This window comes from Pseudomonas sp. NKUCC02_KPG (genome assembly GCF_019345465.1).
In the GTDB taxonomy this organism is placed as follows: domain Bacteria; phylum Pseudomonadota; class Gammaproteobacteria; order Pseudomonadales; family Pseudomonadaceae; genus Aquipseudomonas.
This window is the reverse complement of the sequence record NZ_JAHKRC010000002.1, coordinates 185,934-207,882: the sequence shown is the minus strand read 5'-3', so window position 1 is coordinate 207,882 and position 21,949 is coordinate 185,934. Positions and strand designations below refer to the sequence as shown.

The window sequence follows — 21,949 nt, the reverse complement described above, 5'->3', positions numbered from 1 at the left end:
CCTTAAATGCGGGTCAACAGGGATTTGAGGGATTGCATTGCATCGTCGGCATCCGCCTCTCGCGGTGAAACTGCGCCGTAGCCCTTGGCCATAAAGGCCTTGGCCTGGGAGCCAGAAAACCCAACCTCTCGCAGGGCTCGCTCCACTTTGCTGGGTGGCGGTGTTTCGCCACGGGCCAGCAGTGATTTCACGTCAGTGATCCGGGCTTCATCGTTGGCCGGGAAGGTGACCAGGGAGACTTCCCAGAGGTCGATCGCTTTCAGGATCCAGACGCCCTTTTCCTTGTCGTATTCGTAATCGTCGAGCATGTAGCCAATGGACATACCGGTCAGGCTGCCCGCCTTCATATGGCCATGGGCACGCTTGGCTAGAGGGTCGGCATCGATGAGCAACTGGCCTTTGACGTACAGGCCCACATCGTCTTCGCGCATTTCGGTATAGATACCGATCGGCTCGCTCATGTTGTGCTGCCAGAGCATGGCCGGCAGGCGGTCTTTCTCTTTCCACTTGGCCAGGCTGACCGCGAATGCACCGCGAATTACTACGTCGCCGTAGCTATCCTCAACACCAAACACGGAGCCATAGCCTTCGAACTCGCCACTGTCGCTGACCGACTTAATGGTCAGCGGCAGGTCAAGGCGCTGTTTTGTCTGCATCGTCGCCAGCCTCTGGTTTGGTGGTCATGTTCATTGGCGTGAGGTAGATATCGCCACCTTCGCGGGGGTTCTCGTCTTCCAGTTCGCGGCAGTCGTTGGGGCTCAAAATCCCCCACTGGATGCCTTTGCCGTATGACTCGTAGCGCCCTTTCAGGTCGCCGCGCATCAGGGCACCGGCGTTGAACTTGGCGTAATGGGTAAGGCGGTCTTTCTCGCTGAGCAGGCCGACTTGGATGCGGTGCTCGATGCGGGTCATGATCGGAACCAATGAGTAGTTCACGAAGCTCATGCCCATATGCTCGATGTTGTTGAGCGTCATTTTTTCCATGCTGGCCACCAAGTGCGGCGGCACACGGAACAAACCGCAGATCTGCGCCTCGGTTAGCTTTTTGGATTCAATGAACTGGGTGTCTTGGGCGTTGAGGCTGATGGGTTTCCAGTCGAGACCCATTTCCAGAATCATCGGCTTGTACGCATTGGCTACGCCCATGTGCTCGCCCTGAAACTCTGTTTTCAAACGCCCGAACGCTTCGTCAGAAAGCTGCTGCTCGGTACGCAGAACACCGCTGGTTACAGCGCCATTGGTGAAGAGCTTCGCGGCGTGTGCGTCCATCGCCTGGCCAAGACCAAGCGCTTGCCGGGCATAGGCAATTGGATTCAGGCCGTTCAGGCCGTCCAGGGTAAAAAGCCGGACATGCCAAATTTCATCCTGCGTAAGCGTCTTTTCTCCCGATTTGAAGTTGACCTTGTACTCAACCGTCCAGTCATCCTTGAGCTTCGGGGTAACGATGTCGGGATTAAGCGGCAGAATCTCAACCACATTTCCCAGCGCCATCACCTTGTAGGCGTAGAAGTTGCCGCGTAGGCACAGGCATGCAACCAGCATTTCCCAGAACTCTTGGGCGGTCATGTAGCTGTTGGGGGCCATGGTGATCAGCGGATACAACCGGTGAGCCGTGGCTGGCAATCGAACGCGTCCGGTTTGCTTCAATAGGCGACAGGGCAACATCCCCATCGACTCAGCCAATACACGCACGCAGTTGAAAACAACCAATTGCTGCATTGCGCTGGTTGTCGTTACCCGCTGACCCGCTGCGCTTTCATAGCCTGCACCTAGTGCCTGGGCGAGCTTTTCAGATGTGTCTATGACCTGTACGCCGCTCTTTCTTCCAAGGAGTGCCCGAAGCATTAGCCGCCACCCCGCACAATCGAAACAACGGACAAGGCGATCAGGAGAGAGCCGCAGACAGTCAGAGCCAGAGGCTCACCCATCCACGCCCAAAGGCCACGGGTGAGTAGCCCAAGCCCTAGAATGCCGACGAGATCAGGCAGTGAGCCTTTCAGCGCCCCCAGCTTTGGCGTCACAGTTTCATCGCTCATAAAGTTCGAATTCCGTATTTGGAGATGTGATCAGAAAGGCTCTCGGCCACCTTCTCCGTAGCGTTGGCAGCACCAACAGCCATAGCCAAAGCAACAGCGCCGTCGATGCGACCTGTCTTTTTGCGTTTAGAAAAGATTCTGTTTTCTTGGGCGTCTGCATCCATGACGGCCGAGGCAACGTTCCAGGTGAGACACGGGTTCTCCAGAACCTGAATCTGGCCGGTGAGAATCAAGTCCTCAACCAGGTCAATGGAGTGGGTCATCCAGAGGTTAGAGTCGCGGGCCGGGCGAAACCCTTGACCATGGGGCACCAGGTTCAACTCAATACCTTGAGCCTCAAGCTCAACTTCCAGATACGTCATGTGATACGGGTCAAAGGCCAGCGCCTTTATGTCGTATTTGGCGGCGAGTTCACCCAGGCGCTTGGCTACAAATGCGTAGTTGATCGCCTTGCCGGGTGGCGCATGGATGTGGCCATCCTCCAGCCAGATGTCATAGGGCACACCATCAATCGCGGCTCGATCAAGCAGCGTGTCTTTGGGCGTCCAAAACTCAGCAATAGATTTCCCATGCTCAGGGAAGTAAAGGTTCAGGGCTGTCAGGTCTCGTTTTCCCGACAGGTCGAGCCCGCCATAACAGCTCTGCCCCGTCAGTTTATCGGGGTCAAACTTGGCGCAGCACGACAGCCATATATCGATATCAACCCAAGGGTTTGCCGCATCCACCCACTGGCAGAAGTTCAGGCGTCGAACCGTGCTCGCCTTGGCTGGCATGCCCTTCGCATCGGTGACTTGCTCTCGCAGGTACTTGGCTTGAAAGGTGTGACCCAGTGACGGGTTGGCCTTGCCCCAGCACTTCTCATCCTTGAATGGGTCATCCCCTTTATCCAAAGAGCAGATGAACGCAAAGAACCCATCGTTGAAGTGACGGTGCCGCTTGGTCACGCCTTTGGCGCCCGCCTCACAGACGTTCACGCCGAGCTGGTGATAGCTGTAGCAAACAGAGTTTCGGTCGTGTCCGCTGTTGGTGATCATCAGGATTAGCGCTTGGCGACGACCCTTGGTGCCCGCCCGCATAAACTCGACAGTCTTGTTGTTCTTGTGCTCGTGAACTTCGTCGATCAGGGCGCAGTGTGGACGCGGGCCAGACTGGCCATCGTCGGAACTGATCGGGCGAAAGAATGAGCCGGTCGCTAGGTAGGCCAGGTTCCAGACCTTCTCGTCGCGCCCGGACTTCTTGATCTTCTTCGTCAGCGACGGTGATTGATCGACCATTGCAACCGCGTCACGAAACAGGATCATTGCTTGATCGCGCTTCGTTGCTGCCGCGTAGACCTCGGCCCGGGGCTCACCATCCGAGGTCAGGCAGTAAAGCCCGATGCCTGCCGCCAGTGGCGATTTACCCGAGCCCTTTCCTGACTCGATGTACACCGTCCGAAAGCGGCGAAAGCCATCCGCACCCATCCAGCCAAAGATCGAACCGACAATGAATGCCTGCCACGGCAGCAAGATGAAGGGCTTGCCTTCGTGCTCGCCGCCATTGAGCTTGAGCACTGTCTTGAAATACCGGATCGCCCGGCTGGATTTTTCAAGATCCCAAGTCAGACCGCGCTTCGGCCCGCCCTCCAAGTCGCGCAGATGACGAGCGCATGCGTTTCGAATATCTGGGCCTGCCAGCACCTTGCCGGAATAAACCTCTTGAGCCCAGGCCGTTACTGGGTCGACCGCATAGGAAACCTTCTTGACCTCAATTGAAGAACTCGTCTTCCGGGTCTTTGTTTGGAGGTTCGCCAATGGCCTGGACCTTGGATCGGGCGGCGGGTGTCATGCCGAAATGGGTAAGGTAAGAGAGCAACCGGCGGTCGGCGTCAGCCGCCATCGCCACTGCCGGGTGCGCTTTTATCAGCCCGGCATCGGTTGAATAGGTATGGCCCTCTACGGAAATAACTTTGGTCAAGCGGCGAACCTCGGCGGCGACCTCGCACAACCGCTCAAGGGTTTGAAGATCGGCTTCAGTAAGCACGCCCATGGATGTTGCGAGCGGGCAGAACACTTTCCAGACAGCCTTGCCCTCAGCCGTCATGCTCGACGGCGGGGGCTGATAGGACGCTACCGGGAGCTGTGGCTCTCGCTTGTTTTCGCGGGTGGCACGCAATGTGCCGGTGACCTTTTTCTGGGTCGTCGGGGCAGGCGTTCGTCCCTTCAAAAAAAAGTCTCCAATTCTGGCTTTATGCGTAAAGAGGGTCGAGGGCGGTCCTACTAGACGAGAACCACTACTATTTACCCTCCCCCTAGGGGCAGTGGCGTGCCACAACTGAAATTTACAGGAATAAACAAGAATTATTCTTATTTACGACGATTCCAGTGATGATTTGGGTCGATTGGCAGGCCATTGACGTCGCATCCGACCACGACACCGGACTTCTCCTCGCGCTGCTTGGCGCTGTCGTGACAGCGCTTACAGAGGCTCTGGAGGTTGGTCGCATCGAAGAACAGCGTCACATCGCCTCGGTGAGGCTTGATGTGATCCGCAATGCCAGCGGCCACTGTTAGGCCTTGCGAGGTACAGCGTCGGCACAGCGGCTCGTCCTGCAGCTGTTTCCACCTGAGCCGGAACCAATCCTTCGTCTTGTAGAGGTGATGCCAGGGTGAAGTGCTCGCCATCAGTCAGACCGCCGGGGCAGCTTGAAGTCAGCAAAGCGGTCAGCCAGGTCGGCGATCTTCTTCACACCCAAGAAGCCGATCCAGATGCCTGCTGGTGTAGCCAGGCTGGATGGCAAGCCGAAGTACTCCAGCACCGCAATCAAGCTAGTGGTGAGCAGCATGCAGATAGTTGCTTCGAGCATCGCCTGACGCCGAGTTCCGCCACCGTAGATGATCCGCAGTGCAGCCATCACGAAGGACAGCGTGGCTGCATAGATCGTCGGAGAGTGCTGACTCAGCCATGCGAGCGCGATGACCCAGGTGTCTGGCTTATCAGGCATATGAGGCATCCGATGTCCTCCCGAGCAGGGAGCAGAATTGATTCGGCCCCGACAACACACCCAGCTTGAGGCGATGGGTGTGGCGGGGCCGAAAACGAAAAAGCCCAGCGCGATGGCTGGGCTTTAGGATTTGGGTATGTGTTCCTGCATGCGGTCTAGTATCACCACACGCAAGATCGACATGATGGGGCTAATTTACGGCCAGTCGGCCACTCAGTCAAGCGGCATCAATAAAGATTTCTTCGCGGTCGAAGAGCTCCGTGGCGTGTATCACTGCCGCCTCCTCCAAAGACTCAAGCCGCTGATGGATACCAGACCGCCATCTATGCCGGGTACGCTCAGGCGAGGCCGCCGGATCCCAAGTGTTCATGTCGTAGAACTCAACAGGCAGCACGATCATATCCGTGGACCGCTTCCCATCCTGCACGCCGCGCAGCTTGGGAATAGCCCATGCAGTCACAGCTTTGTAGATGAAGAGCTGTGGAGCAGGAGAGGAGATACGTGGAACAAGTCGCCCAATTGCCCCGACCTTGTTCGCTTTGTGCGTTGAGTACTTCGCCACCAACACATCCCACTGGGCCGGGGCAAGCTCACGGTGCAGCAGCGCATACAGGCAGCAGTCATAGTCGAACTTGTCCCGCACAGAGATACCAGCGCCCTGCCCGCCTGATCGCAGCTCGGCATCGATCAGCTTCTGCCAGCTCTGCTTGGTGGAGTTATCGATGTTGTCTGCCGCAAGCACACGCACCAGGGTGCCCATTACGTCTTTGTACATACCCATCACTTGATCTCCAACGCTACTGACTGGGTGGACTTCAAAGCCCGCACACCACATCTGGCCAACACCATGTTCTGGCAGGCATGAATAGCGCTGCAGAACTCTTTCTGTTCCATCGGGTGTTCGATGGGCAGCTTCAAGTATTCATTCCAAGCATCCCCCAGCATCTGAGCAACCTTGGCTTCTTGATCAGTCAACTCAGCAGCTGCGGTGGCCATTTTTAATCCTCTACTATGGTTGTTTTCTGAATAGCGCTGCACGCCACGCCGTTAGCGGCTTCCAGTGAATTACCGGATTCTCCGAATCTAACGCCTGTCTGCCCGTGGATCAGGTCGAAACCCTTTTGGTCTAGATGGGCGTGCCACTTCTCCAGGGCATCACGCTTGCGACTCATCACGTCCGACTGGATGTACACCTTCACGCTGTGTCCCATCGCGTGGTTGATCAGCAGCTCACCGATCAGGTGGTCGATGCCGAGGTCTGCCCAACCGGTACGGGCCACCTTGCGCAGGTCGTGACTGGTCCACTCACCCTTGCCCAGCCGAGCGAATACAGCACTGGCCTGCCCTTCACTCAACGCCTTGCCATTGCGAGCCGGAAACAGGTACTGGCCGTCATAGCCGCGGGCGGTTTGGGTGTCGCGGTACTGGATCAACAGCGCCCGCACCTGGTCGGTCAGTGGCAGGTGATGCTCCACGCTGGTCTTGGTGTGCTCTGCTGGAATGAACCACTCGCGTTCAGCAAGGCTGATATGCGGCCAGCGTGCTTGCCGGGTCTCCCCGATCCGCGTGCCGTGGCACAGCATCATCAGGGCCAGCATGGCGTCAGCCGGAGCGTTCGCAATGGCCTGCCCCAGTTCGCCCAGCAGGTCCTGCAACTGCACACCACGCAGGCGCGACGGTTTGATCCCGACCTTGGCTTTGGAGAAGTCGCTGAACTTGATGCCCGCCATTGGATTGGACGTGATCAGGCCCAGCTTCAACGCCTGCCTAAATGCCAGGGCCAGCAACTGGAACGCCAGACGCACGTAATCGATTGATAGGGCTTCCTGAAGGGGCCACATGAACAGGGTATCGAGCGTGGCCTTGTTGACCTCAACCAGCGGCAAGTCACCCAAGCGCGGCAGCAGGTGGCGCTTCATGGCCGAGGCGCCGGTGCTCTTGCGCTTGGCCGACAGACTGCGGTCACGGGCCATACGATCGGCGTACCAGGTGAGCAGCTCGCCGGTGGTAGCCCATTGGGAAATGGTCGAGCCCGCATCAGCTGAAACACGCAGGCGCACAGCCGGCAGCTCAGCCAACACCTGCTTTGCGCTCAAGGCCGGAAAGGCCCCGATGCGATGCCAGCGGCGCTTATTGACCAAGTACCAGGAGCCCCGGGCGCGGTTCTTGGAGAAGCGAAAGTGCAGCGCCGGGTGACCGGCATCCCGCAGGTCGCGCACATGCTCAAGCTTGGCATTGCGGCCAATTTCCGCGTCGGACAGCTTCACGGTCAGGGTTTTAATTTTGGTGTTCAACGGTCACCTTCCTGCGGGGGTTGCCGGCCGACAACCTCGTAAGTGGTTGGCCACATCAGGCGACCAAACGTGTGTGCCGCACTTTCATGCTCAAACAGAGCCACGGCCCGGTCGGGCTTATGGCTCAAATCGAACTTGTAGGAGCAGCAGTGAACAGCCCAGCGGTAGGCGCTCTGCTCCACCGGAGCCAGGTGAGGATTAGGCATGCGCTGCACCTCCCGAGCGCATGGCCCGCAGTGCCGCCAGAGCCTTGTTGCCCACTTCCGGCGCGCTGCGTTCAATGGCCCGTGGCGGCAAAGCCAATGGCATTTTCTGCAACGGCAAGCCCGCCAGAATGCGACGCACCGTGATCGTGTAGTTGCGCTCAAACAGCTTGATGCTCAGGTCGTGGGACAGCCGGTTGAGGTTTTCAAAGCCGCACTCTTTGGCCGTATGCCACACCGCGTCATGAGTCCACTTGGCCTGACCAGCCATCGACGGATGCGCGTTACGGCAAGCCTCGCGGTGAGCCGCAGCCAACCTCGGCAGGCCGAGCATTTCCGCTGTCGGTGTGCACCAACCGATAAACACACCCACGTTCGGCACAAAGTCCTTGGCGGCTTGGCGCGCCTGCAACAGGCCGAAGCGCAGTTGCTCAGTGCTGCAGATCCCGGCCTCAAGAAACCCGCGCATCCACTGCTGCTTGGCGGCTTTGTAGGTCGCCATATCCGGCCAAGCCTGCTTCCACGCCGGGAAGATCGAACGCAGTTCGCGGAACAGGCCGTTGATGACCTTGGCCGTGGCCTGGGACAGTTCTGCGGCGGGCTGAATGTGTTCGCTTTCACCGGCAGCGATGAACTGGCCGGTCTGCACCTTGGCCCACAGGCCGGTGGCGATTACTGAAACTTGATTCATTGGGTGGCCTCCTGATGCAGCCAGTCGGTGTTTTCATCGTCAAAGGGTTCGTCAGTACGGGACTTGCCCGGGAAGCGGCTGACGTTGGTTCCGGCGGTCTTGACCTGATCACGCTGCACCCACTTGACCAGCATGCTCACCCACTCAGCCTGGGTGTTGATCACCCCCTTCGGCTCGTAGTGGCAGGTGAACAGGGCAATCACCGCTGGAGTGAACAGAGCGCCAGACAGGCCAACGTGAACGGCATAGGTTTTTAGGATTTCTGGATCGGGCAACCAGTCCAGGGTCATGGCGACCATTTCCCGAGGGTCGAACGGTTCGTGCGCGTTGGGTGGGTTTTCTCCCTTACATTCCCCTTCCCTTCCGGGGGTGAGGGCTCGTCTAGGCTCTAGCGATTCCTCGGCGAGGGCTCGTCGAGCATTCTCCGAGTCAGCGTCGATAGTCAGTCGATATGTAGGGTGCTTGATCGTGGGTCGGTCGATCTTTTGATGCTTCCAGCCGTTGACGTGCAGGTACTCTTTACCCGATACCTCATAGAGGTCGATGAGCCCGTTCGTTGAGAGCTCGGCGAGCAGTTCACCGACCTTCGCCGAGGTGATGTCGTCGCCCGGGAATACCAGTGCCTTCAGGGTCTTGGCCGACATGGGATGGTTGCCCGCGTCGTCGCAGAAATTCCACACGCCTATAAACAACAGGCGTGCCAAAGGGCTGCACTCCATGACCTGTTCACTGGTCCAGAACTCGGGTTTGATCGTGCGGATGCGGGCCATTACACGGCCTCCTGTGCGGTGGTCGTGACAAGTAAGGGTGCAAGGCGAGGTATCACGTCAGCGGCGTTGCGTGATGAGCAAATGGTGCACATAATGGCCCCCGAAATAAGTTGTGAAGAAGCCGGTCTAGCCACCGGCTTTTTTTTGCCTGCGATTTGGTAACTGGATGGATTAACAGCTAATCCGAGGTGCTTACTTCCAACTCAGAACCCACAGATACTGGGCTCATCAATAAGCACTTAAGCGACTTGAAGCTTTGGCTGGGATGGGAATGGGCGAAGTTCGCTGGCTTGAAAAACGCCTTCCGATAGCTCAATCACCCGGATTCGGCGCCCAGCAGCAATAGCTTTGTAAATGGCCGGAGGGGTCACACCCAGAAGCCGTGCGGCCTCGGACTGCCCTTTATCGGCCACGAATTGATCGAGGGAAGTCTCTTTCATGGTCGTGCCTCTGGTGACGATTGGCACGATATTAACCATCTGTTAATTAACTATCAATACCGATGGTTTCTTCTTTGTTTTAACCATTGGTTATAAATTCTTGCCATGACTAAAAAACGCATCCTCCCGCCAGATCGCCTTGCCGAGTGCAAGGCTGCTCACGACCTCTTTCTCGCAAAGAAAAATGAGTTGAAACTGAGTCAGAGAAAGATTGCGGACGCTGCAGGCGTTACCCCGGCAGCGGTGAATTTGTATTTCAAGGGCATCAACCCACTGAACGCACAGTTCGCAGCGATCCTCTCTGAGCAGCTCCAAGAGCCGGTCGAGAAGTTCAGCCCTCGATTGGCAGCAGAAATAGAAAAACTCACCAGGGCCGCACCTGACCGCCACCCCCCTACATCCAATGCTGTGATGATTGGCCCGCTGGATGAATGGGACGACGACACTCCGCTCGATGACGACGAGGTATACGTGCCATTCCTCAAGGAAGTGGAATTGTCTGCAGGCCAAGGCCGTAGCTGTGTCCAGCAGTCCCCACGGCAGAAATTACGCTTCGGAAAGTTGACGCTAAGACGCCAAGGTGTTCAGCCTTCTGAGGCTGTTTGTGTAACCGTTCGCGGCAATAGCATGGAGCCGGTTCTTCCAGATGGCAGCACTGTCGGGGTAGACCAAGGGACAACCACGATTAGTGACGGCAAAATGTACGCTCTGGATCACGGAGGTCAATTGCGAGTAAAAACGCTGTATCGCTTGCCTGGGGGCGGCATACGAATGCGGAGCTTCAATCGTGATGAGCATCCCGACGAAGAGTACTCACCAGCCGAAATGCACGAGCATGAAATCGTAGTACTTGGTCGAGTCTTCTGGTCCTCAGTGCTCTGGTAGAGAGCACCCAAGCCAAATGAAATCCCGCCTCAGAGCGGGATTTTTTTCGCCCAAAGAAAAATAGTTAACCATCGGTATTGACCAGCTAGTTATACCGATGGTTAACTTAGCTCATCGCCGGCACACACCGGCAACAAGCCGGAGACTCGCCGGCTACCACGGCCAGGGGGAATCCTGACCCCAGCCCCCTCACGGGGACCGACTGGCTCAGCAATGAGAGCTCTTTAGAAACGGACACTTTCACTGCTGCACCTGGGCAACCGGGTGCAGCGGGAAAACAACCGAGTAAACATCATGGAATCGACAATCGTAGACGGTGCATGGAAGGGCCACCTCGGCCGAGGCCTTGCGCCACGGGAACTGCAGTTCGTGCTTTCAGTTGCCCAAGGACTGACCGCTAAAGAGATCGCTAGGGCGTTCGATATAGCGCCGGGCACCGTGGTCAAGCGGCTGTCCTGCGCCATGTACAAGCTCGGCGTTCATCGCCAAGGCGCGATGGTCGCCGAAGCGATGCGCCGACAGATCATTACCCCTCTTTGCTTGCTGCTGGTCGCAGTGATGACGATGCAAGGTCTTGATGACAGCGGGATGGCTCGCCGTGATCGCCGCCCAACTGAGCGCCGAGGCGGCGAATTGAGAATGACACGCCGCGCTGACTCTTTTGATCTGGTCGGATAATCCAAATCAACTAGCGCCACGACAGCCTGTCGCTAACTGCCCGAGCACCTGGTACTCCCCAGCACCAGGACGCATCGGTCTGATCTTCGGCATATATCGGCTTGAGTACAGACCGATGCGGACGCCAGCCCAGCAGACGCTGGACACCTGCATCACCCATACCCTGCTGACGAACAAACGGAGGATTCAGCTATGCACAAGTAAATCGTGATGGGCACGCCCGCACAGCCTTGCTCTTACATACGGTGGCGTTTTAAGAGTGCAACACAGCCCGGTTTCGACTGGGCTTTTTCATGCCTGCAGTTATTCGCCAGCTCTCCCTTGTCGCAAGACCAGAGCGCTGACGAATACCCGCAACCCAAGTCGAGGATCGACCATGCACCCATCTTTCGCCCAACGCGTCACTGCCCTCGAAGGGTTGCGCGCACGTGCCCGCCAAGCTACGGCCGAGTTCTACCAAAAGCCCGGTGTACAACCGCCACCCCTGGCCCCGCTGATCATCGTGCGGCCGAGCGGTAACAACACCTTTTCGCTGATCAATCGCGCTACTGGCGTGGTCGTAGCCGAGCGCTTCGGCCACAACAATGCCACTGCTCATGCTCGTGAGCTGGAGGCAAAAGAAGCACAGTTCAACGTTAAGCAGTTCGGAAAATTCCTGAGCAGCTGGGCTTTGCGCTTTGGTATCACACTGACCGTGTTCGCCTTCTTCGGCAGTCACATGTGAAGCGCGTCAACGCATCCGCACAGCGACGCCTTCGCCAAACCCAACACCAATTGCCACCCAGCGGACTTGAAGAGGCAAGCCATGGCCAAATCTGCAACCGAACGGAAGCGCGATCAACGCGACCGCGACAAGCTGAGTGCGAAAGAAAAAGAAGCACTCCTGCTGTCACGAAAGATTGTCACGGCCCTGTATCACAACGATGACGCCGCGCTGAAATGAACCATGGCGCGCACCGGAATTAATGAAGAGCAGGATCTTATATCCCGTTTCATTCGCGGCGCCGACCGCATGACTGATCATCAATTGGTGGAGTTTATCCGCCTTCTTTGAAGGTCACGCCTATACGTCACTAACGACAAGAAATATCGCTGCATCCGGTAACCGTAGGTTGATTTATAACTCCAATATTCGATTAACGGTTTCACGACCTCGTGCAAAGGCTGAGTTTTCGGCCAGATATTGATCCGCATATTGCCCTTGAAGCGCGGTCCTTGCTCCATCAACTTCTGATCCATCTTGAAGCACCGTGACGGTGGCAAGATAGTGTGCCAGCTGGCAACTGGAGTCTTGAGGATTAGTCTTCACAGGCCCAAAAACTCTGGTGCGTATCTCGTAGTCGAGGTAGTTCTCGTCGTTGCAATACTCTGATGGCATACAGCCTCCATAACCTTGGCTTAGATGAAACCATTCGACCTGTAATACCCCAACCAAAACCAAAATGCCACCACCGGTCACGGAGGGCGGCGCCTGCATTGGAGAACACCATGAGCAAGAAGCCAAAAGTCGATCCAGCGTCACGCAAGGTGCTGGCCTACTCCGTAGAGACAAACGACCCCGAAGAATCCAACATCCAGTTCGCCACTTCGAACGCAGCAGCTCGGCGCCAGGGTGCAGACGAGATCGGTACAGACTTCGGTGCGGTTTCATGCCGACGAGCTCATTGGGCCGACCAATATGCCGGACAGCGCTTTATCCCGGCGAAAGCATACGTCGACGCAGGCTGGTGGTTCGGCTGCAACAATTGCGGAGTCAGGTGCGACAGTGATGCCAGCTACTGGGACGAAGAGACTGGCACTGATATTCCACGGGACTTGGTGTTCGACGGGCGGGTTGTCTACTGCTCTGCGGGTTGCAAGGCCGGGCATAAGGCCGAGGTCACAGCCCGCAACGCCAGACTCGAAGAGTTCAAGGTTAGGGTTGTGGCGGACAGGCCTGGCGTCACCTTTACCGAGTTCACCGGCGGATACCCGTGGCGCGGCAATAAAGGGCTGTTCACTTTCCCCGGAGCCCAGTACGGCGGATCAGTCGCTGATACGGAAGAAAGCGCGGAGCTGAAATGGTATGTGGCCCAAGGCGATAAAGCAGCTTGGGACTACTTCATCGCCGAGCAGTCAGGCGCCTGATCAGCCCTCACCTATTGCGCTGAGCGCAGCTTAAAGATCAGCAGCCCTGATGACTTCGACTCCGCCATTATATTCATCTGTAAAAGAAGTTAAGCTCGCTAAAGCCTTCTCAGGAGCACCGTTGAGCACCCGCAAAGTTTTTTGGCTTTCATCAGACTGATACCCTTGAGTGGATATTTGATCTAGAACTTTGTGCATTCGATTTGCGTACAGGGCTATGCTCTGCACTTCCCTGGCGACCAAAGCTCCAGGGAGTTCGTAAATAGGAAGCCTTGCAATCCATAGCGTTGCGGCCTCAAGAGCGTCTCTATGCAGGGGCGCACTCCCTTCAATGATGATGTCTGGCATCTTCCTTGCCGCCTCAATTACGCGCATAGCAACAATTTCAGCAACCTCAACTGTAGCCCTCAGCGACGCAATACGCTGAAGCCTTGCTTCTTCCGATGCGTGGTTAACCTGGTCTCGAAACAACTTTCGCGACTGGCGTCCTTGCTGCCGTACAACGCCTATAGCAACAGCCAGTGCCAAGAGCGATCCAATCGCTTGAACCCATGACGCTAATCCTGGGTGGTGTTCGATCCAAAAAGAAATGCTTTCCCAGCTCATAACCCACTCCCCTGTAGATCCCGGAACTATACCGGCGAGGCTTCCCCCATGCCTACAGAAAACCAGCCTGAACGCACATTCATCGTGCTGAGCCTGAAACACACCCACCGCCGCCACAAAGCAATCACCCTATGGCGCCCAAATGACAGTGGTTATTGCTGGACACTGGAGCGCGCCGGGATCTACGAAGAAGCTCTAGTGCTGGAGCGCTTGGGCTACTACAACAGCGGCTGCTCGAACATCGCAGTGTCTTTCGAGTTGGTACGGCGCCTGGCGGTCGACATCGAGTACGACACTAAGGAGTTCGGCATCTGCCTGCCCAACAACGCCAAAACATGGAAGCAACTGCTCTCCTCAGTCATTTGCAAACCTAACTACCCGTCACGGCCTGAATATCGCGGTGTTCGATACTCCAAGGAGGCAGCATGACCGCCCTCCGCCGAACAGTCAGGATCAACGGTGGGCCCATGCGCCCGCTCGACCTGCAAACAGTCTGCGATCAATGCAACAAGTCTCGCGCCCACGGCAACCACACCAAATGCAGTACGCAGCGCTAGACTGAAGCGGCTGAGCGGCGCACCCGTGAGGAGTCATTAACTAAGTGAAACACTGTAAAGTGAAAGTTTTTATTCACAGCAACCTTCACTAGAGTCTACAACCATTTTATAGGTTCTAAAGTCAGGCCTTACTTTAAGAACTTCAACCTCACCCCCATATCCTTTTGCGGCATCAAGCACCTCTGACATTTTGATATTTAAATCGCACCCTACGATTACTTGCCTCAATTGCAATACCGAACCAATACTATAAAAAACCTTTTCAGCAAGAGGTATATCTTGATGAAAATGCACGGGAAACCTTACCTCATCCTCATAGCGCCAATGATCAAATTTCGTGCTAATCATTGTCATAAAAATTTCTTGCTCTGACGCAATTAAATTTGACGGGCTATTCACGTCCATTCGCTCAGACACGTAATTAACAGGCAAACATAAATCTTCGTCAACATCAAAGCCCAAACATATCCCTTTATGCTTATTAGCATAATGAGCCCATTGAACAGGACTCGAGTACGAACGGCTACAACATATAAAGCCCATCCCAGCAGCCATTATTTTTTTAAATCCCGACATATCATCTCGGAATCCTTTTTCGGAAAAATCAAAACAACAAAATTCAAAAGGGTCATTCAACTCAAGAAGCCTTGCAACTTTTAGGCGCCTCTGCTGCAACCCTTCAATACCATATTTAGCATTTAAAAAATGGTAAACCCTAACTTTCTTAACTTCACTCATTTATCCAAATCCTTTAAAAATTCTCTAAAAGCACCAGCTTGAGGAAGCATTATGTCTTTACAGCAGAAGATACACCCCTTCGATTTCAAAACCCAATACGGCCTTGGCTTCAACCCGCAAGACGATGAGGTTGTCGTGGATTTCTTCTGCGGCGGTGGCGGCGCCGGTACCGGGCTGGAAATGGGCCTCGGCCGGGCTGTGACAGTCGCCAAAAACCACAGCGCTGCAGCGATCAGCATGCACACGGTCAACCACCCGCATGCAAAGCACTTCACCACTGATGTGTTTGAGGGCGATCCTGACACTGAGTGCGGTGGCCGGGCCGTGGGCTGGTTCCATATGTCGCCGGACTGCACCCACCACAGCCAGGCAGCCGGTGGTCAACCGCGCAAGCGTGAGATTCGAAACCTATCGTGGATCGGCTTGAAGTGGGCAGGCATGAAGCAACCCCGGGTGATCAGCCTGGAAAACGTGAAGCAGATCCTGCAGTGGGGGCCGCTGGTAGCCAAACGCTGCAAGTCGGCCGGGCGCGTCATCAAGCTGGGTGGCGTGATTGCTCAGCCAGGTGAAGTGGTGCCGGTCCGTGAGCAATTTCTGGTACCTGACCCTAAACGTCGCGGCCAGACTTGGGCGGTTTTTGTCGCCGAGCTGCAACGCCTGGGCTATGCCGTCGAATGGCGCGTAATTAAGGCCTGCGACTTCGGGGCCCCGACCAGTCGTGAACGCCTGTTTATGATTGCCCGCTGTGATGGCCAGCCCATCGTGTGGCCAGAGCCAACCCATGCCAAGAGCCCTGCCAAAGGTCAGCAGAAGTGGCGCACGGCCGCCGAGTGCATTGATTGGACGATCCCGAGCAAGAGCATCTTTGGCCGTAAAAAGGATCTAGCCCCGGCCACCCTGCGGCGAGTAGCCAAGGGCATGCGCAAATTCGTACTTGATGCCGCCAACCCTTATATCGTGCCGATCGCGAACTGGTCCGGGGAAAGCGTGCAGTCTGCCGACGAGCCTCTGCGCACCGTGACCTCATACCCCAAGGGCGGCGCCTTCTCGATTGTCAGCCCAACACTCGTTCAAGTCGGCTACGGGGAGAGAGCTGGTCAGGCACCGCGTGTACCCAGTCTGGGTCAGCCATTGGGTACAGTTGTCGCAGGCGGGGTTAAGCATGCCATCGCAGCGGCGCACCTAGTGAAGTTCAGGTTCGCCGATGAAGGTAAGGCATTGGATGAGCCATTACCCACCATCACCAGCGGCGGTAATTACAAGCGGCCTGCCGGTGCCGCGCATGCAATGGGAATATCGACCGTGTTCATGGCGCAAATGAATGGCGGCTTCAACACGACTGCCGCGAAGAGCATCGAAGACCCCATGACCACTGTGACCAACACCGGCAGCCAACAACAATTGGTCACCGCCAACCTAGTGCACTTACGGGGCAACTGCGATGCGCGGGACTTGAACGACCCGCTGCACACCATCAGCGCAGGCGGCACACACCACGGACTGATGACGGCATTCCTTGAGCGTCAGTTCGGCGCCAGTGTTGGCCAGGGCCTGGACGATCCGGCACCTACCATCACAGCGGGCGGTGGCGGTAAGAGTTCGCTGGTCGAGCTGCAACTCTCGCCAGAAGTTGAAGCCGGTGCACTGCGGGTCGCGGCCTTCCTGATCAGCTACTACGGAACGGAGAATGTGAGCGACGCCAGCGAGCCGGCGCCGACAATCACCACCCGCGACCGCCTGGCACTCGTCACGGTGACAATCAAAGGCACGCCGTATGTGATCGTCGACATCTGCCTGCGGATGCTACAACCGGCAGAGCTGTACAAGGCCCAAGGCTTCCCGGGTGACTACATCATCAGTCACGGCGCCGATGGCAAGCCCTTCACCAAAACCCAGCAAGTGCACATGTGCGGGAACAGCGTCAGCCCGCCGCCGATGGCCGCGCTGGCCCGGGCAAATGATCCTTGGAGTCACCACCAGGACCAATCTATTGCGGCTTAATGCTTCCTACTTTTGCCTAGCCCGAAAGCACCACCATTCACTGCAAAAACACTTCGCCCTTTCTTCTTTTTCTTCTTAGGGCTGAACAAAAGCCGAACTCTCCTAGCCCTAGCTGCGCCGGACAAGTCACAGACCCTCATGCCCTCTGGACCTTTGCATGAATCGAGGTGCTTGCGGAGGCGGTTAGCGGTGAAAAGCTTTCCGCAGTGCTTGCACTTTTGATCTATCGGCCGCCCCTTCAAATCTACTTCAACAGTCATGGCTTCCCTCCATACAGCCAGCGAGCATATCAACGAGGTAACCACATGCCCACAGAAAACAAGCTCACCGCGAAGCAACAACGCACCAATCAAGTCAATCATGTGATTCGAATCATTGGCAATTACGGCCGGCGCTTCTTCTTCAACCAGAAGACCAACTGTTACGCCTGCATGGAAGTAGATCAGCGCGGCAAGATCTGGTTCATCGACGATTACAGCTCGCGACGGATCTTCACTCACAAAACAAACTGGGGAGGAAGATGGCGTGGGTTCAGCCATGGCGGCACGCTTCGCTCACTCGTAGAAGGGTTCCGAGATTACATCCGCACCGGCGAGCCACTGCACCCAGGCTATCTCGGGCCTGAGCGGCTTGATGACAGCAACATCTGGGGATACGACATCGAGGGAATGCGCGCTGTACGCGAGCAGGCCGGCGTCCTACCCGTCTTCCGACAGGCCATAACGGAGGCAGCATGACTGCCCTCCGACGAACAGTTCAGGTATGCGGCGTCCCCATGGGCCAGCTCGACCTGCAAACGATCTGTAACAAATGCAATAGATCGCGCGCCCACGGCAACCATACCAAATGCAGCAAGTTGCGCCAGGCCGAAGCGGTTGAGCGGCGCGCACGGGAGAAGCAGTAATGAGTGAATTCCAGCGAGAAGATCGCTACATAGTGGTCAAGCTCAAAAGGCTTACACATATGCAGGAAAAACACCTGCGCGCATGCCTTCACGATGAAGGAATACAGACGATTGAAAGCGTAGTTGTTGAGCGTGATTGGCCTGAATACCACCTAGTCTGGGCGATGCTTGAGCACCGCATGGCCGGCAAGCCGGTGCCTGACTTCGATCTTTGGCGCCGAGCAAATGAGCTGCAGGAACGGCTGACCGCGGCGGATCAGCGTATCGATGACCTCGCTTCACCACCTGAGCTAACCGCCGAGTTGCGCTGGATCTTTGGTCTGATGTGCTTCCAGTGCATTCACTACGCACAAGGCCTGCGCCGCCTAGGCCACAAAATCCCCGAGAAGGCCGAGCACGAACAAGCGGCAGTCATTCACTGGATGTTCGGGCATTACCTGAAAGACCCGACCAATTGGCGCCACAACGCGACAGCACAAATGAAAGCGGCAACCCCAGCCGCTTAGGAGTAGGTCCGTACTCTGCCCTCTGCCCCTCTGCATCACACCTAACTCCAAGTGAGCCGCTTTAGCGGTAAGGACGAAGTCATGCCTGAAAACAAATCGAAAACCATGTGCATCTACCACGACAACTGCGCCGATGGCTTCGGTGCAGCATGGGTAGTTCGCAAAGCCCTTGGGGCTAATGTCGAGTTTGTACCTGGTGTCTACGGCCAAGAGCCCCCGGATGTAGCTGGAAAAGACGTTGTTCTCGTCGACTTCAGCTACAAGTACGACGTACTGGCGGAGCTCGCGTGGAGAGCGAAAAGCATAATCGTGCTCGACCATCACAAGAGCGCGGCCGAAGATTTGGGGCGCTTCGAGCCATTCCACGCAGGCATTGAAGAAGATACCCGCCGCGATGACGGGACCCCACTACTCGGATGGAAAACAGCGCACGACATGGCCAACTCACAAAACGGCCCATCGATCGCCTGCTGTTTCGATATGAACCGAAGCGGAGCAATGCTCGCGTGGGACCACTACTTCCCAGGCCAAGAGCCCCCTCAGTTACTGCGGCACATCGAGGATCGTGATCTTTGGCTGTTCAAGCTTGAAGGCACGCGGGAGATCCAAGCCAACCTGTTCAGCTACCCCTACGACTTTGAAGTATGGGACCAACTGATGGCCGCTGATGTTCTCACCCTTGTATCCGATGGGGCCGCAATTGAGCGCAAGCATCACAAGGATGTAACAGAGCTGGTTGGCGTGACAAAGCGAAGGTTGCTGATCGGAGGTTTCGACGTACCTGTCGCATCCCTACCTTACACACTGACCAGCGATGCCGGCCACTTGATGGCCCAGGGCGAGCCATTTGCAGCCTGCTATTGGGATACGCCAACTGGGAGAGTGTTCAGCCTGCGCAGCACTGATGAAGGTATGGACGTTTCTGAAATAGCCAGCCAGTACGGAGGCGGTGGTCACCGCAACGCTTCAGGGTTTCGCGTCCCATTCGGTCATGAGCTAACCATTTAGTCGCTTTTAGGTTTCCCTTACAAAATTCTATAAGCCTGCCGATGATCGGCGGGCGAGGTATCCCTATGTCTGCAGTCCTTCATCGCTTCCACCAGGTAGCAAATGACGCACTCGTAAAGATCAGCGCTCACTGCCTGCCCGGTGCCAAGATAGCACTGGTGATTTACACCCCAGGCAAGCCCGAGGAAGACATCATCCTCAAAGATCAGGGTCTCGATGACAACGAAATCGTCAGCTCCCTGCGGCGACGCGGCCTGAGCATCGACGGCGACAATGCCTACAAGCGCGACCTCTGCGACGCGATTGTTGGGGCCCTGGCCATGGGTGCGCAAAACAACAACCCGCCACCGCCGAATCACTGGGGTCAGCGCTTTTGGGATATAGGCCGGGAGGAGCGCGCGGCGTGCGAAGAGTTGGTCGCAGCGCTGAAACTTACCCGCGAGAACCTGCGCGCCTGCCAAGCCACCATCCATCTGTGCGGCGGTTTCGATCCAGCCTATGTGGACGACGCCCAGGCAGCCATGAAGGTTGCAGATGCCGCGCTCGCCAAAGCCACCCGATAACCAACCTTCTGCCGCCCAGCGCGGCGGCATGGAGACAGCTATGTCAAATCGAAGCGCGGCGCAGGTCGCGCCCACCCCTCCAAGGTTCCTCCGCGCCATGGATGCGCCAGGCTATCTCGGCATGTGCCGGGATGAGTTCAACAAAACAGTTCGCCCGAATGTGCGCGAATTCCCGATAGGAAAACAAGGCGTTGGCTTTGATCGAATTGAGCTCGATGCTTGGGCTGATGCGTACGTTGAGCGCAAGTCGATTGAAAAAGCAGCCAATCAGGACAACAATCGGCCTCGCAGCGAGCGCCTACAAGGATTAGATCCATGGCGCGAAAGACAATCACCGGCATCTACAAAAAAGGCGGCATCTGGCAAATCGATAAGGTCTTCCGGGGCCAGCGATTTCGCGAAAGCACTGAAACTGGTGACAGGGAAGAAGCCGAGCAGTACCTGATTCTCAGGCTAGAGCAGCTGCGACAGGAAAAAGTGTATGGCGTTAGGCAAGTCAGAACCTTTTCCCATGCAGCTGCACGATTTCTCACAGAGTTTCAAGATCAACCCTCTATCAAGTTGTCAGCGCATCACCTGTCACAGCTGATCGAGTTCATTGGAGAAGTGCCGCTCACACACATTGATGACCAGGCGCTTGCGCCATTCATCAAGGATCGGCTTGCAACAAAAAAACTGGACAATGGAACAGTGAAGAAAGGGGTAGCAAACAGAACGGTCAACATCTCAATAGAGCGCGTGGTGAGGGTTTTAACGCTTTGTGCGCGCAAGTGGCGAGATGACGAGATGAGGCCGTGGCTTGATAGCGTGCCAATGCTCACAAAGCTGGAAGAGAAGAAGTCGAGCCGTAAGCCCTACCCCATGTCATGGGAAGAGCAGTCGATTCTTTTTGGAGAGTTGCCTGCCCACTTGCAGGCGATGGCCTTGTTCAAGGTGAACACAGGTTGTCGCGAGCAAGAGGTCTGCAAGCTGAAGTGGGATTGGGAGATTGCGGTACCGGAACTGGGCGCAAGTGTGTTTCTGATACCTGCCGATTTTGGCGGGCGAAACGAACGCTCGGGCGTAAAGAACGGAGATGAGCGCTTAGTGGTGCTCAACAACGTGGCCAAGTCGATCATTGATAAGCAGCGCGGTATCAGCAAGGAATGGGTATTTCCTTACAACGGGACCGCGATGCACCGAATGAACGATTCAGCCTGGAAGAAAGCGCGAGTGAGAGCGGCGAAACTCTGGCAGGAGAAAAACCTTCGCCCCGCTCACCCTGGCTACTTGTCTATCCGGATTCACGATTTGAAGCACACGTTTGGTCGACGACTACGAGCAGCAGGTGTAACCGAGGAAGACCGCAAGGCATTGCTCGGCCACAAGAACGGTAGCATCACCAGTCACTACTCCGGCGCCGAGCTAGGGCAACTGATTGAGGCTGCAAATATGGTATCAGCAACCGACTCACGAGGTCCGGTTCTGACAATCTTGAAGAGGAGGCAGGGATGAAAATCGGAAAAGCCCCGAAAATCTCCCGAAAATGAAAAAGGCCAATGTCGGGGACATTGGCCTAAGTCATTGAAAAATATGGTCGGGACGGAGTGATTCGAACACTCGACCCCTAGCACCCCATGTTCGCTCGTAAAATCTCTTAAGTCATTGTATATGAAGGAAAAACATATTATTTAACGGTGACAAAATGCACTCTTATTCGTGAATAGGCCAAAGGTAAACTGTGGCTTGCAGGGTGGGTTTTGCGCAGGTTTTGGTGTGCTGCGGCCCCAGCCTTTTTTTGCCGGCACTCAAAAATTGACCGTGCTGGGTGATCGCCTGCTTTCGGTCAAAACGTACCTCAACGCTAGACACGTCAATCGGTCTTCCCATTCCCGGCACCAACTTGCCAATCCGCAGCTACTGTCAGCGCCATGAATCAAAACCGAATTGCCTTGACCACGACCGCCAAAGGCGGATCGT

Annotated in this window: 30 protein-coding genes; 13 read left to right on the top strand and 17 right to left on the bottom strand. The window is 56.1% G+C overall.

Features of this window, described 5'->3' with window-relative positions:
* Positions 1 to 2: 2 nt before the first annotated feature.
* From KO536_RS03860 to KO536_RS03795, 14 genes are all read right to left on the bottom strand, one after another.
* Positions 3 to 656: an HK97 family phage prohead protease gene (locus tag KO536_RS03860; RefSeq protein WP_219261141.1), complete on the bottom strand. Its 654-nt coding sequence runs from the start codon at positions 654 to 656 to the stop codon at positions 3 to 5.
* A complete protein-coding gene (locus tag KO536_RS03855; RefSeq protein WP_219261140.1) occupies positions 634 to 1,845 on the bottom strand; it encodes a phage portal protein in 1,212 nt (403 codons plus the stop codon). Before KO536_RS03855 ends, KO536_RS03860 begins: the two co-directional genes overlap by 23 nt.
* Complete coding sequence (locus tag KO536_RS03850) at positions 1,845 to 2,036, bottom strand: hypothetical protein (protein ID WP_219261139.1); 192 nt, start codon at positions 2,034 to 2,036, stop codon at positions 1,845 to 1,847. Before KO536_RS03850 ends, KO536_RS03855 begins: the two co-directional genes overlap by 1 nt.
* Positions 2,033 to 3,829, bottom strand: a complete 1,797-nt coding sequence (locus tag KO536_RS03845; protein ID WP_257622770.1) for a terminase large subunit — start codon at positions 3,827 to 3,829, stop codon at positions 2,033 to 2,035. The genes KO536_RS03850 and KO536_RS03845 overlap by 4 nt, the downstream gene beginning before the upstream one ends.
* Positions 3,783 to 4,241, bottom strand: coding sequence for a phage terminase small subunit P27 family (locus KO536_RS03840; protein WP_257622769.1), 459 nt, complete (start codon positions 4,239 to 4,241; stop codon positions 3,783 to 3,785). The genes KO536_RS03845 and KO536_RS03840 overlap by 47 nt, the downstream gene beginning before the upstream one ends.
* Positions 4,242 to 4,381: 140 nt before the next feature.
* The gene (locus tag KO536_RS03835; protein ID WP_219261138.1) at positions 4,382 to 4,699 is read right to left on the bottom strand and encodes an HNH endonuclease; all 318 of its coding nucleotides are present in this window, start codon (positions 4,697 to 4,699) and stop codon (positions 4,382 to 4,384) included.
* Positions 4,699 to 5,028, bottom strand: a complete 330-nt coding sequence (locus KO536_RS03830; protein ID WP_219261137.1) for a phage holin, lambda family — start codon at positions 5,026 to 5,028, stop codon at positions 4,699 to 4,701. The genes KO536_RS03835 and KO536_RS03830 overlap by 1 nt, the downstream gene beginning before the upstream one ends.
* 208 nt (positions 5,029 to 5,236) lie before the next feature.
* A complete protein-coding gene (locus KO536_RS03825) occupies positions 5,237 to 5,800 on the bottom strand; it encodes a hypothetical protein (RefSeq protein WP_219261136.1) in 564 nt (187 codons plus the stop codon).
* On the bottom strand, positions 5,800 to 6,015 hold the full coding sequence (locus KO536_RS03820) for a hypothetical protein (protein ID WP_095023624.1): 216 nt from the start codon (positions 6,013 to 6,015) through the stop codon (positions 5,800 to 5,802). The genes KO536_RS03825 and KO536_RS03820 overlap by 1 nt, the downstream gene beginning before the upstream one ends.
* 2 nt (positions 6,016 to 6,017) lie before the next feature.
* Positions 6,018 to 7,313 carry a site-specific integrase gene (locus tag KO536_RS03815; protein WP_219261135.1) on the bottom strand — a complete coding sequence of 432 codons (1,296 nt, stop codon included), beginning with the start codon at positions 7,311 to 7,313 and terminating at the stop codon, positions 6,018 to 6,020.
* Positions 7,310 to 7,519, bottom strand: coding sequence for a hypothetical protein (locus KO536_RS03810; RefSeq protein WP_219261134.1), 210 nt, complete (start codon positions 7,517 to 7,519; stop codon positions 7,310 to 7,312). Before KO536_RS03810 ends, KO536_RS03815 begins: the two co-directional genes overlap by 4 nt.
* Positions 7,512 to 8,207 carry a replication protein P gene (locus KO536_RS03805; RefSeq protein WP_219261133.1) on the bottom strand — a complete coding sequence of 232 codons (696 nt, stop codon included), beginning with the start codon at positions 8,205 to 8,207 and terminating at the stop codon, positions 7,512 to 7,514. Before KO536_RS03805 ends, KO536_RS03810 begins: the two co-directional genes overlap by 8 nt.
* Complete coding sequence (locus KO536_RS03800) at positions 8,204 to 8,977, bottom strand: DnaT-like ssDNA-binding domain-containing protein (protein WP_219261132.1); 774 nt, start codon at positions 8,975 to 8,977, stop codon at positions 8,204 to 8,206. The genes KO536_RS03805 and KO536_RS03800 overlap by 4 nt, the downstream gene beginning before the upstream one ends.
* Before the next feature lie 239 nt (positions 8,978 to 9,216).
* Complete coding sequence (locus KO536_RS03795) at positions 9,217 to 9,417, bottom strand: Cro/CI family transcriptional regulator (protein ID WP_153434356.1); 201 nt, start codon at positions 9,415 to 9,417, stop codon at positions 9,217 to 9,219.
* Between the two features lie 105 nt (positions 9,418 to 9,522).
* Between KO536_RS03795 and KO536_RS03790 the strand changes: the two genes are divergently transcribed.
* The 4 genes from KO536_RS03790 to KO536_RS24185 all read left to right on the top strand — a co-directional run bounded on the left by KO536_RS03790 (position 9,523) and on the right by KO536_RS24185 (position 11,923).
* A complete protein-coding gene (locus tag KO536_RS03790) occupies positions 9,523 to 10,302 on the top strand; it encodes a S24 family peptidase (RefSeq protein WP_219261131.1) in 780 nt (259 codons plus the stop codon).
* A gap of 294 nt (positions 10,303 to 10,596) precedes the next feature.
* Positions 10,597 to 10,980, top strand: coding sequence for a LuxR C-terminal-related transcriptional regulator (locus tag KO536_RS03785; protein WP_095028357.1), 384 nt, complete (start codon positions 10,597 to 10,599; stop codon positions 10,978 to 10,980).
* Between the two features lie 376 nt (positions 10,981 to 11,356).
* The gene (locus KO536_RS03780) at positions 11,357 to 11,704 is read left to right on the top strand and encodes a hypothetical protein (RefSeq protein WP_219261130.1); all 348 of its coding nucleotides are present in this window, start codon (positions 11,357 to 11,359) and stop codon (positions 11,702 to 11,704) included.
* Positions 11,705 to 11,785: 81 nt separating this feature from the next.
* The gene (locus KO536_RS24185) at positions 11,786 to 11,923 is read left to right on the top strand and encodes a hypothetical protein (RefSeq protein ID WP_257622767.1); all 138 of its coding nucleotides are present in this window, start codon (positions 11,786 to 11,788) and stop codon (positions 11,921 to 11,923) included.
* Positions 11,924 to 12,097: 174 nt separating this feature from the next.
* On the opposite strand, the gene KO536_RS03770 is transcribed toward KO536_RS24185, so the two are convergent.
* Complete coding sequence (locus KO536_RS03770) at positions 12,098 to 12,457, bottom strand: hypothetical protein (protein ID WP_219261129.1); 360 nt, start codon at positions 12,455 to 12,457, stop codon at positions 12,098 to 12,100.
* An 11-nt stretch (positions 12,458 to 12,468) separates the two neighbouring features.
* On the opposite strand from KO536_RS03770, the gene KO536_RS03765 reads away from it, so the two are divergent.
* Positions 12,469 to 13,107, top strand: coding sequence for a hypothetical protein (locus tag KO536_RS03765; protein WP_219261128.1), 639 nt, complete (start codon positions 12,469 to 12,471; stop codon positions 13,105 to 13,107).
* Between the two features lie 30 nt (positions 13,108 to 13,137).
* Here the strand turns inward: KO536_RS03765 and KO536_RS03760 are convergent, their stop codons facing one another.
* Positions 13,138 to 13,713 (bottom strand): hypothetical protein, encoded by a 576-nt coding sequence (locus tag KO536_RS03760; protein ID WP_219261127.1) that lies wholly within the window; start codon positions 13,711 to 13,713, stop codon positions 13,138 to 13,140.
* Positions 13,714 to 13,761: 48 nt separating this feature from the next.
* Between KO536_RS03760 and KO536_RS03755 the strand changes: the two genes are divergently transcribed.
* Positions 13,762 to 14,142, top strand: a complete 381-nt coding sequence (locus KO536_RS03755; RefSeq protein ID WP_219261126.1) for a hypothetical protein — start codon at positions 13,762 to 13,764, stop codon at positions 14,140 to 14,142.
* A 197-nt stretch (positions 14,143 to 14,339) separates the two neighbouring features.
* Here the strand turns inward: KO536_RS03755 and KO536_RS03750 are convergent, their stop codons facing one another.
* Positions 14,340 to 15,008 carry a DUF2971 domain-containing protein gene (locus tag KO536_RS03750; protein WP_219261125.1) on the bottom strand — a complete coding sequence of 223 codons (669 nt, stop codon included), beginning with the start codon at positions 15,006 to 15,008 and terminating at the stop codon, positions 14,340 to 14,342.
* A 51-nt stretch (positions 15,009 to 15,059) separates the two neighbouring features.
* Between KO536_RS03750 and KO536_RS03745 the strand changes: the two genes are divergently transcribed.
* The 7 genes from KO536_RS03745 (at position 15,060) to KO536_RS03720 (ending at position 21,484) form a co-directional block, all read left to right on the top strand.
* Positions 15,060 to 17,009, top strand: coding sequence for a DNA cytosine methyltransferase (locus tag KO536_RS03745; RefSeq protein ID WP_219261124.1), 1,950 nt, complete (start codon positions 15,060 to 15,062; stop codon positions 17,007 to 17,009).
* A gap of 305 nt (positions 17,010 to 17,314) precedes the next feature.
* Entirely contained in the window at positions 17,315 to 17,746 is a 432-nt protein-coding gene (locus tag KO536_RS03740; protein WP_219261123.1) for a hypothetical protein, read from the top strand.
* Between the two features lie 166 nt (positions 17,747 to 17,912).
* Entirely contained in the window at positions 17,913 to 18,419 is a 507-nt protein-coding gene (locus KO536_RS03735) for a hypothetical protein (protein ID WP_219261122.1), read from the top strand.
* An 81-nt stretch (positions 18,420 to 18,500) separates the two neighbouring features.
* A complete protein-coding gene (locus KO536_RS03730) occupies positions 18,501 to 19,427 on the top strand; it encodes a phosphohydrolase (RefSeq protein WP_257622766.1) in 927 nt (308 codons plus the stop codon).
* A 65-nt stretch (positions 19,428 to 19,492) separates the two neighbouring features.
* Positions 19,493 to 19,990, top strand: coding sequence for a hypothetical protein (locus KO536_RS03725; protein ID WP_219261121.1), 498 nt, complete (start codon positions 19,493 to 19,495; stop codon positions 19,988 to 19,990).
* A 40-nt stretch (positions 19,991 to 20,030) separates the two neighbouring features.
* Positions 20,031 to 20,435 (top strand): hypothetical protein, encoded by a 405-nt coding sequence (locus KO536_RS24485; protein ID WP_254925009.1) that lies wholly within the window; start codon positions 20,031 to 20,033, stop codon positions 20,433 to 20,435.
* Positions 20,321 to 21,484, top strand: coding sequence for a tyrosine-type recombinase/integrase (locus KO536_RS03720; protein ID WP_315264841.1), 1,164 nt, complete (start codon positions 20,321 to 20,323; stop codon positions 21,482 to 21,484). The genes KO536_RS24485 and KO536_RS03720 overlap by 115 nt, the downstream gene beginning before the upstream one ends.
* Positions 21,485 to 21,949 lie beyond the last annotated feature (465 nt).

Coding starts and splice junctions, on each gene's coding strand:
- KO536_RS03860 (WP_219261141.1), bottom strand. CDS start 656: ATGCAGACAAAACAGCGCCTTGACCTGCCGCTGACCATTAAGTCGGTC.
- KO536_RS03855 (WP_219261140.1), bottom strand. CDS start 1,845: ATGCTTCGGGCACTCCTTGGAAGAAAGAGCGGCGTACAGGTCATAGAC.
- KO536_RS03850 (WP_219261139.1), bottom strand. CDS start 2,036: ATGAGCGATGAAACTGTGACGCCAAAGCTGGGGGCGCTGAAAGGCTCA.
- KO536_RS03835 (WP_219261138.1), bottom strand. CDS start 4,699: ATGGCGAGCACTTCACCCTGGCATCACCTCTACAAGACGAAGGATTGG.
- KO536_RS03830 (WP_219261137.1), bottom strand. CDS start 5,028: ATGCCTCATATGCCTGATAAGCCAGACACCTGGGTCATCGCGCTCGCA.
- KO536_RS03825 (WP_219261136.1), bottom strand. CDS start 5,800: ATGGGTATGTACAAAGACGTAATGGGCACCCTGGTGCGTGTGCTTGCG.
- KO536_RS03820 (WP_095023624.1), bottom strand. CDS start 6,015: ATGGCCACCGCAGCTGCTGAGTTGACTGATCAAGAAGCCAAGGTTGCT.
- KO536_RS03810 (WP_219261134.1), bottom strand. CDS start 7,519: ATGCCTAATCCTCACCTGGCTCCGGTGGAGCAGAGCGCCTACCGCTGG.
- KO536_RS03805 (WP_219261133.1), bottom strand. CDS start 8,207: ATGAATCAAGTTTCAGTAATCGCCACCGGCCTGTGGGCCAAGGTGCAG.
- KO536_RS03800 (WP_219261132.1), bottom strand. CDS start 8,977: ATGGCCCGCATCCGCACGATCAAACCCGAGTTCTGGACCAGTGAACAG.
- KO536_RS03795 (WP_153434356.1), bottom strand. CDS start 9,417: ATGAAAGAGACTTCCCTCGATCAATTCGTGGCCGATAAAGGGCAGTCC.
- KO536_RS03790 (WP_219261131.1), top strand. CDS start 9,523: ATGACTAAAAAACGCATCCTCCCGCCAGATCGCCTTGCCGAGTGCAAG.
- KO536_RS03785 (WP_095028357.1), top strand. CDS start 10,597: ATGGAATCGACAATCGTAGACGGTGCATGGAAGGGCCACCTCGGCCGA.
- KO536_RS03780 (WP_219261130.1), top strand. CDS start 11,357: ATGCACCCATCTTTCGCCCAACGCGTCACTGCCCTCGAAGGGTTGCGC.
- KO536_RS24185 (WP_257622767.1), top strand. CDS start 11,786: ATGGCCAAATCTGCAACCGAACGGAAGCGCGATCAACGCGACCGCGAC.
- KO536_RS03770 (WP_219261129.1), bottom strand. CDS start 12,457: ATGCAGGCGCCGCCCTCCGTGACCGGTGGTGGCATTTTGGTTTTGGTT.
- KO536_RS03765 (WP_219261128.1), top strand. CDS start 12,469: ATGAGCAAGAAGCCAAAAGTCGATCCAGCGTCACGCAAGGTGCTGGCC.
- KO536_RS03760 (WP_219261127.1), bottom strand. CDS start 13,713: ATGAGCTGGGAAAGCATTTCTTTTTGGATCGAACACCACCCAGGATTA.
- KO536_RS03755 (WP_219261126.1), top strand. CDS start 13,762: ATGCCTACAGAAAACCAGCCTGAACGCACATTCATCGTGCTGAGCCTG.
- KO536_RS03750 (WP_219261125.1), bottom strand. CDS start 15,008: ATGAGTGAAGTTAAGAAAGTTAGGGTTTACCATTTTTTAAATGCTAAA.
- KO536_RS03745 (WP_219261124.1), top strand. CDS start 15,060: ATGTCTTTACAGCAGAAGATACACCCCTTCGATTTCAAAACCCAATAC.
- KO536_RS03740 (WP_219261123.1), top strand. CDS start 17,315: ATGCCCACAGAAAACAAGCTCACCGCGAAGCAACAACGCACCAATCAA.
- KO536_RS03735 (WP_219261122.1), top strand. CDS start 17,913: ATGAGTGAATTCCAGCGAGAAGATCGCTACATAGTGGTCAAGCTCAAA.
- KO536_RS03730 (WP_257622766.1), top strand. CDS start 18,501: ATGCCTGAAAACAAATCGAAAACCATGTGCATCTACCACGACAACTGC.
- KO536_RS03725 (WP_219261121.1), top strand. CDS start 19,493: ATGTCTGCAGTCCTTCATCGCTTCCACCAGGTAGCAAATGACGCACTC.
- KO536_RS24485 (WP_254925009.1), top strand. CDS start 20,031: ATGTCAAATCGAAGCGCGGCGCAGGTCGCGCCCACCCCTCCAAGGTTC.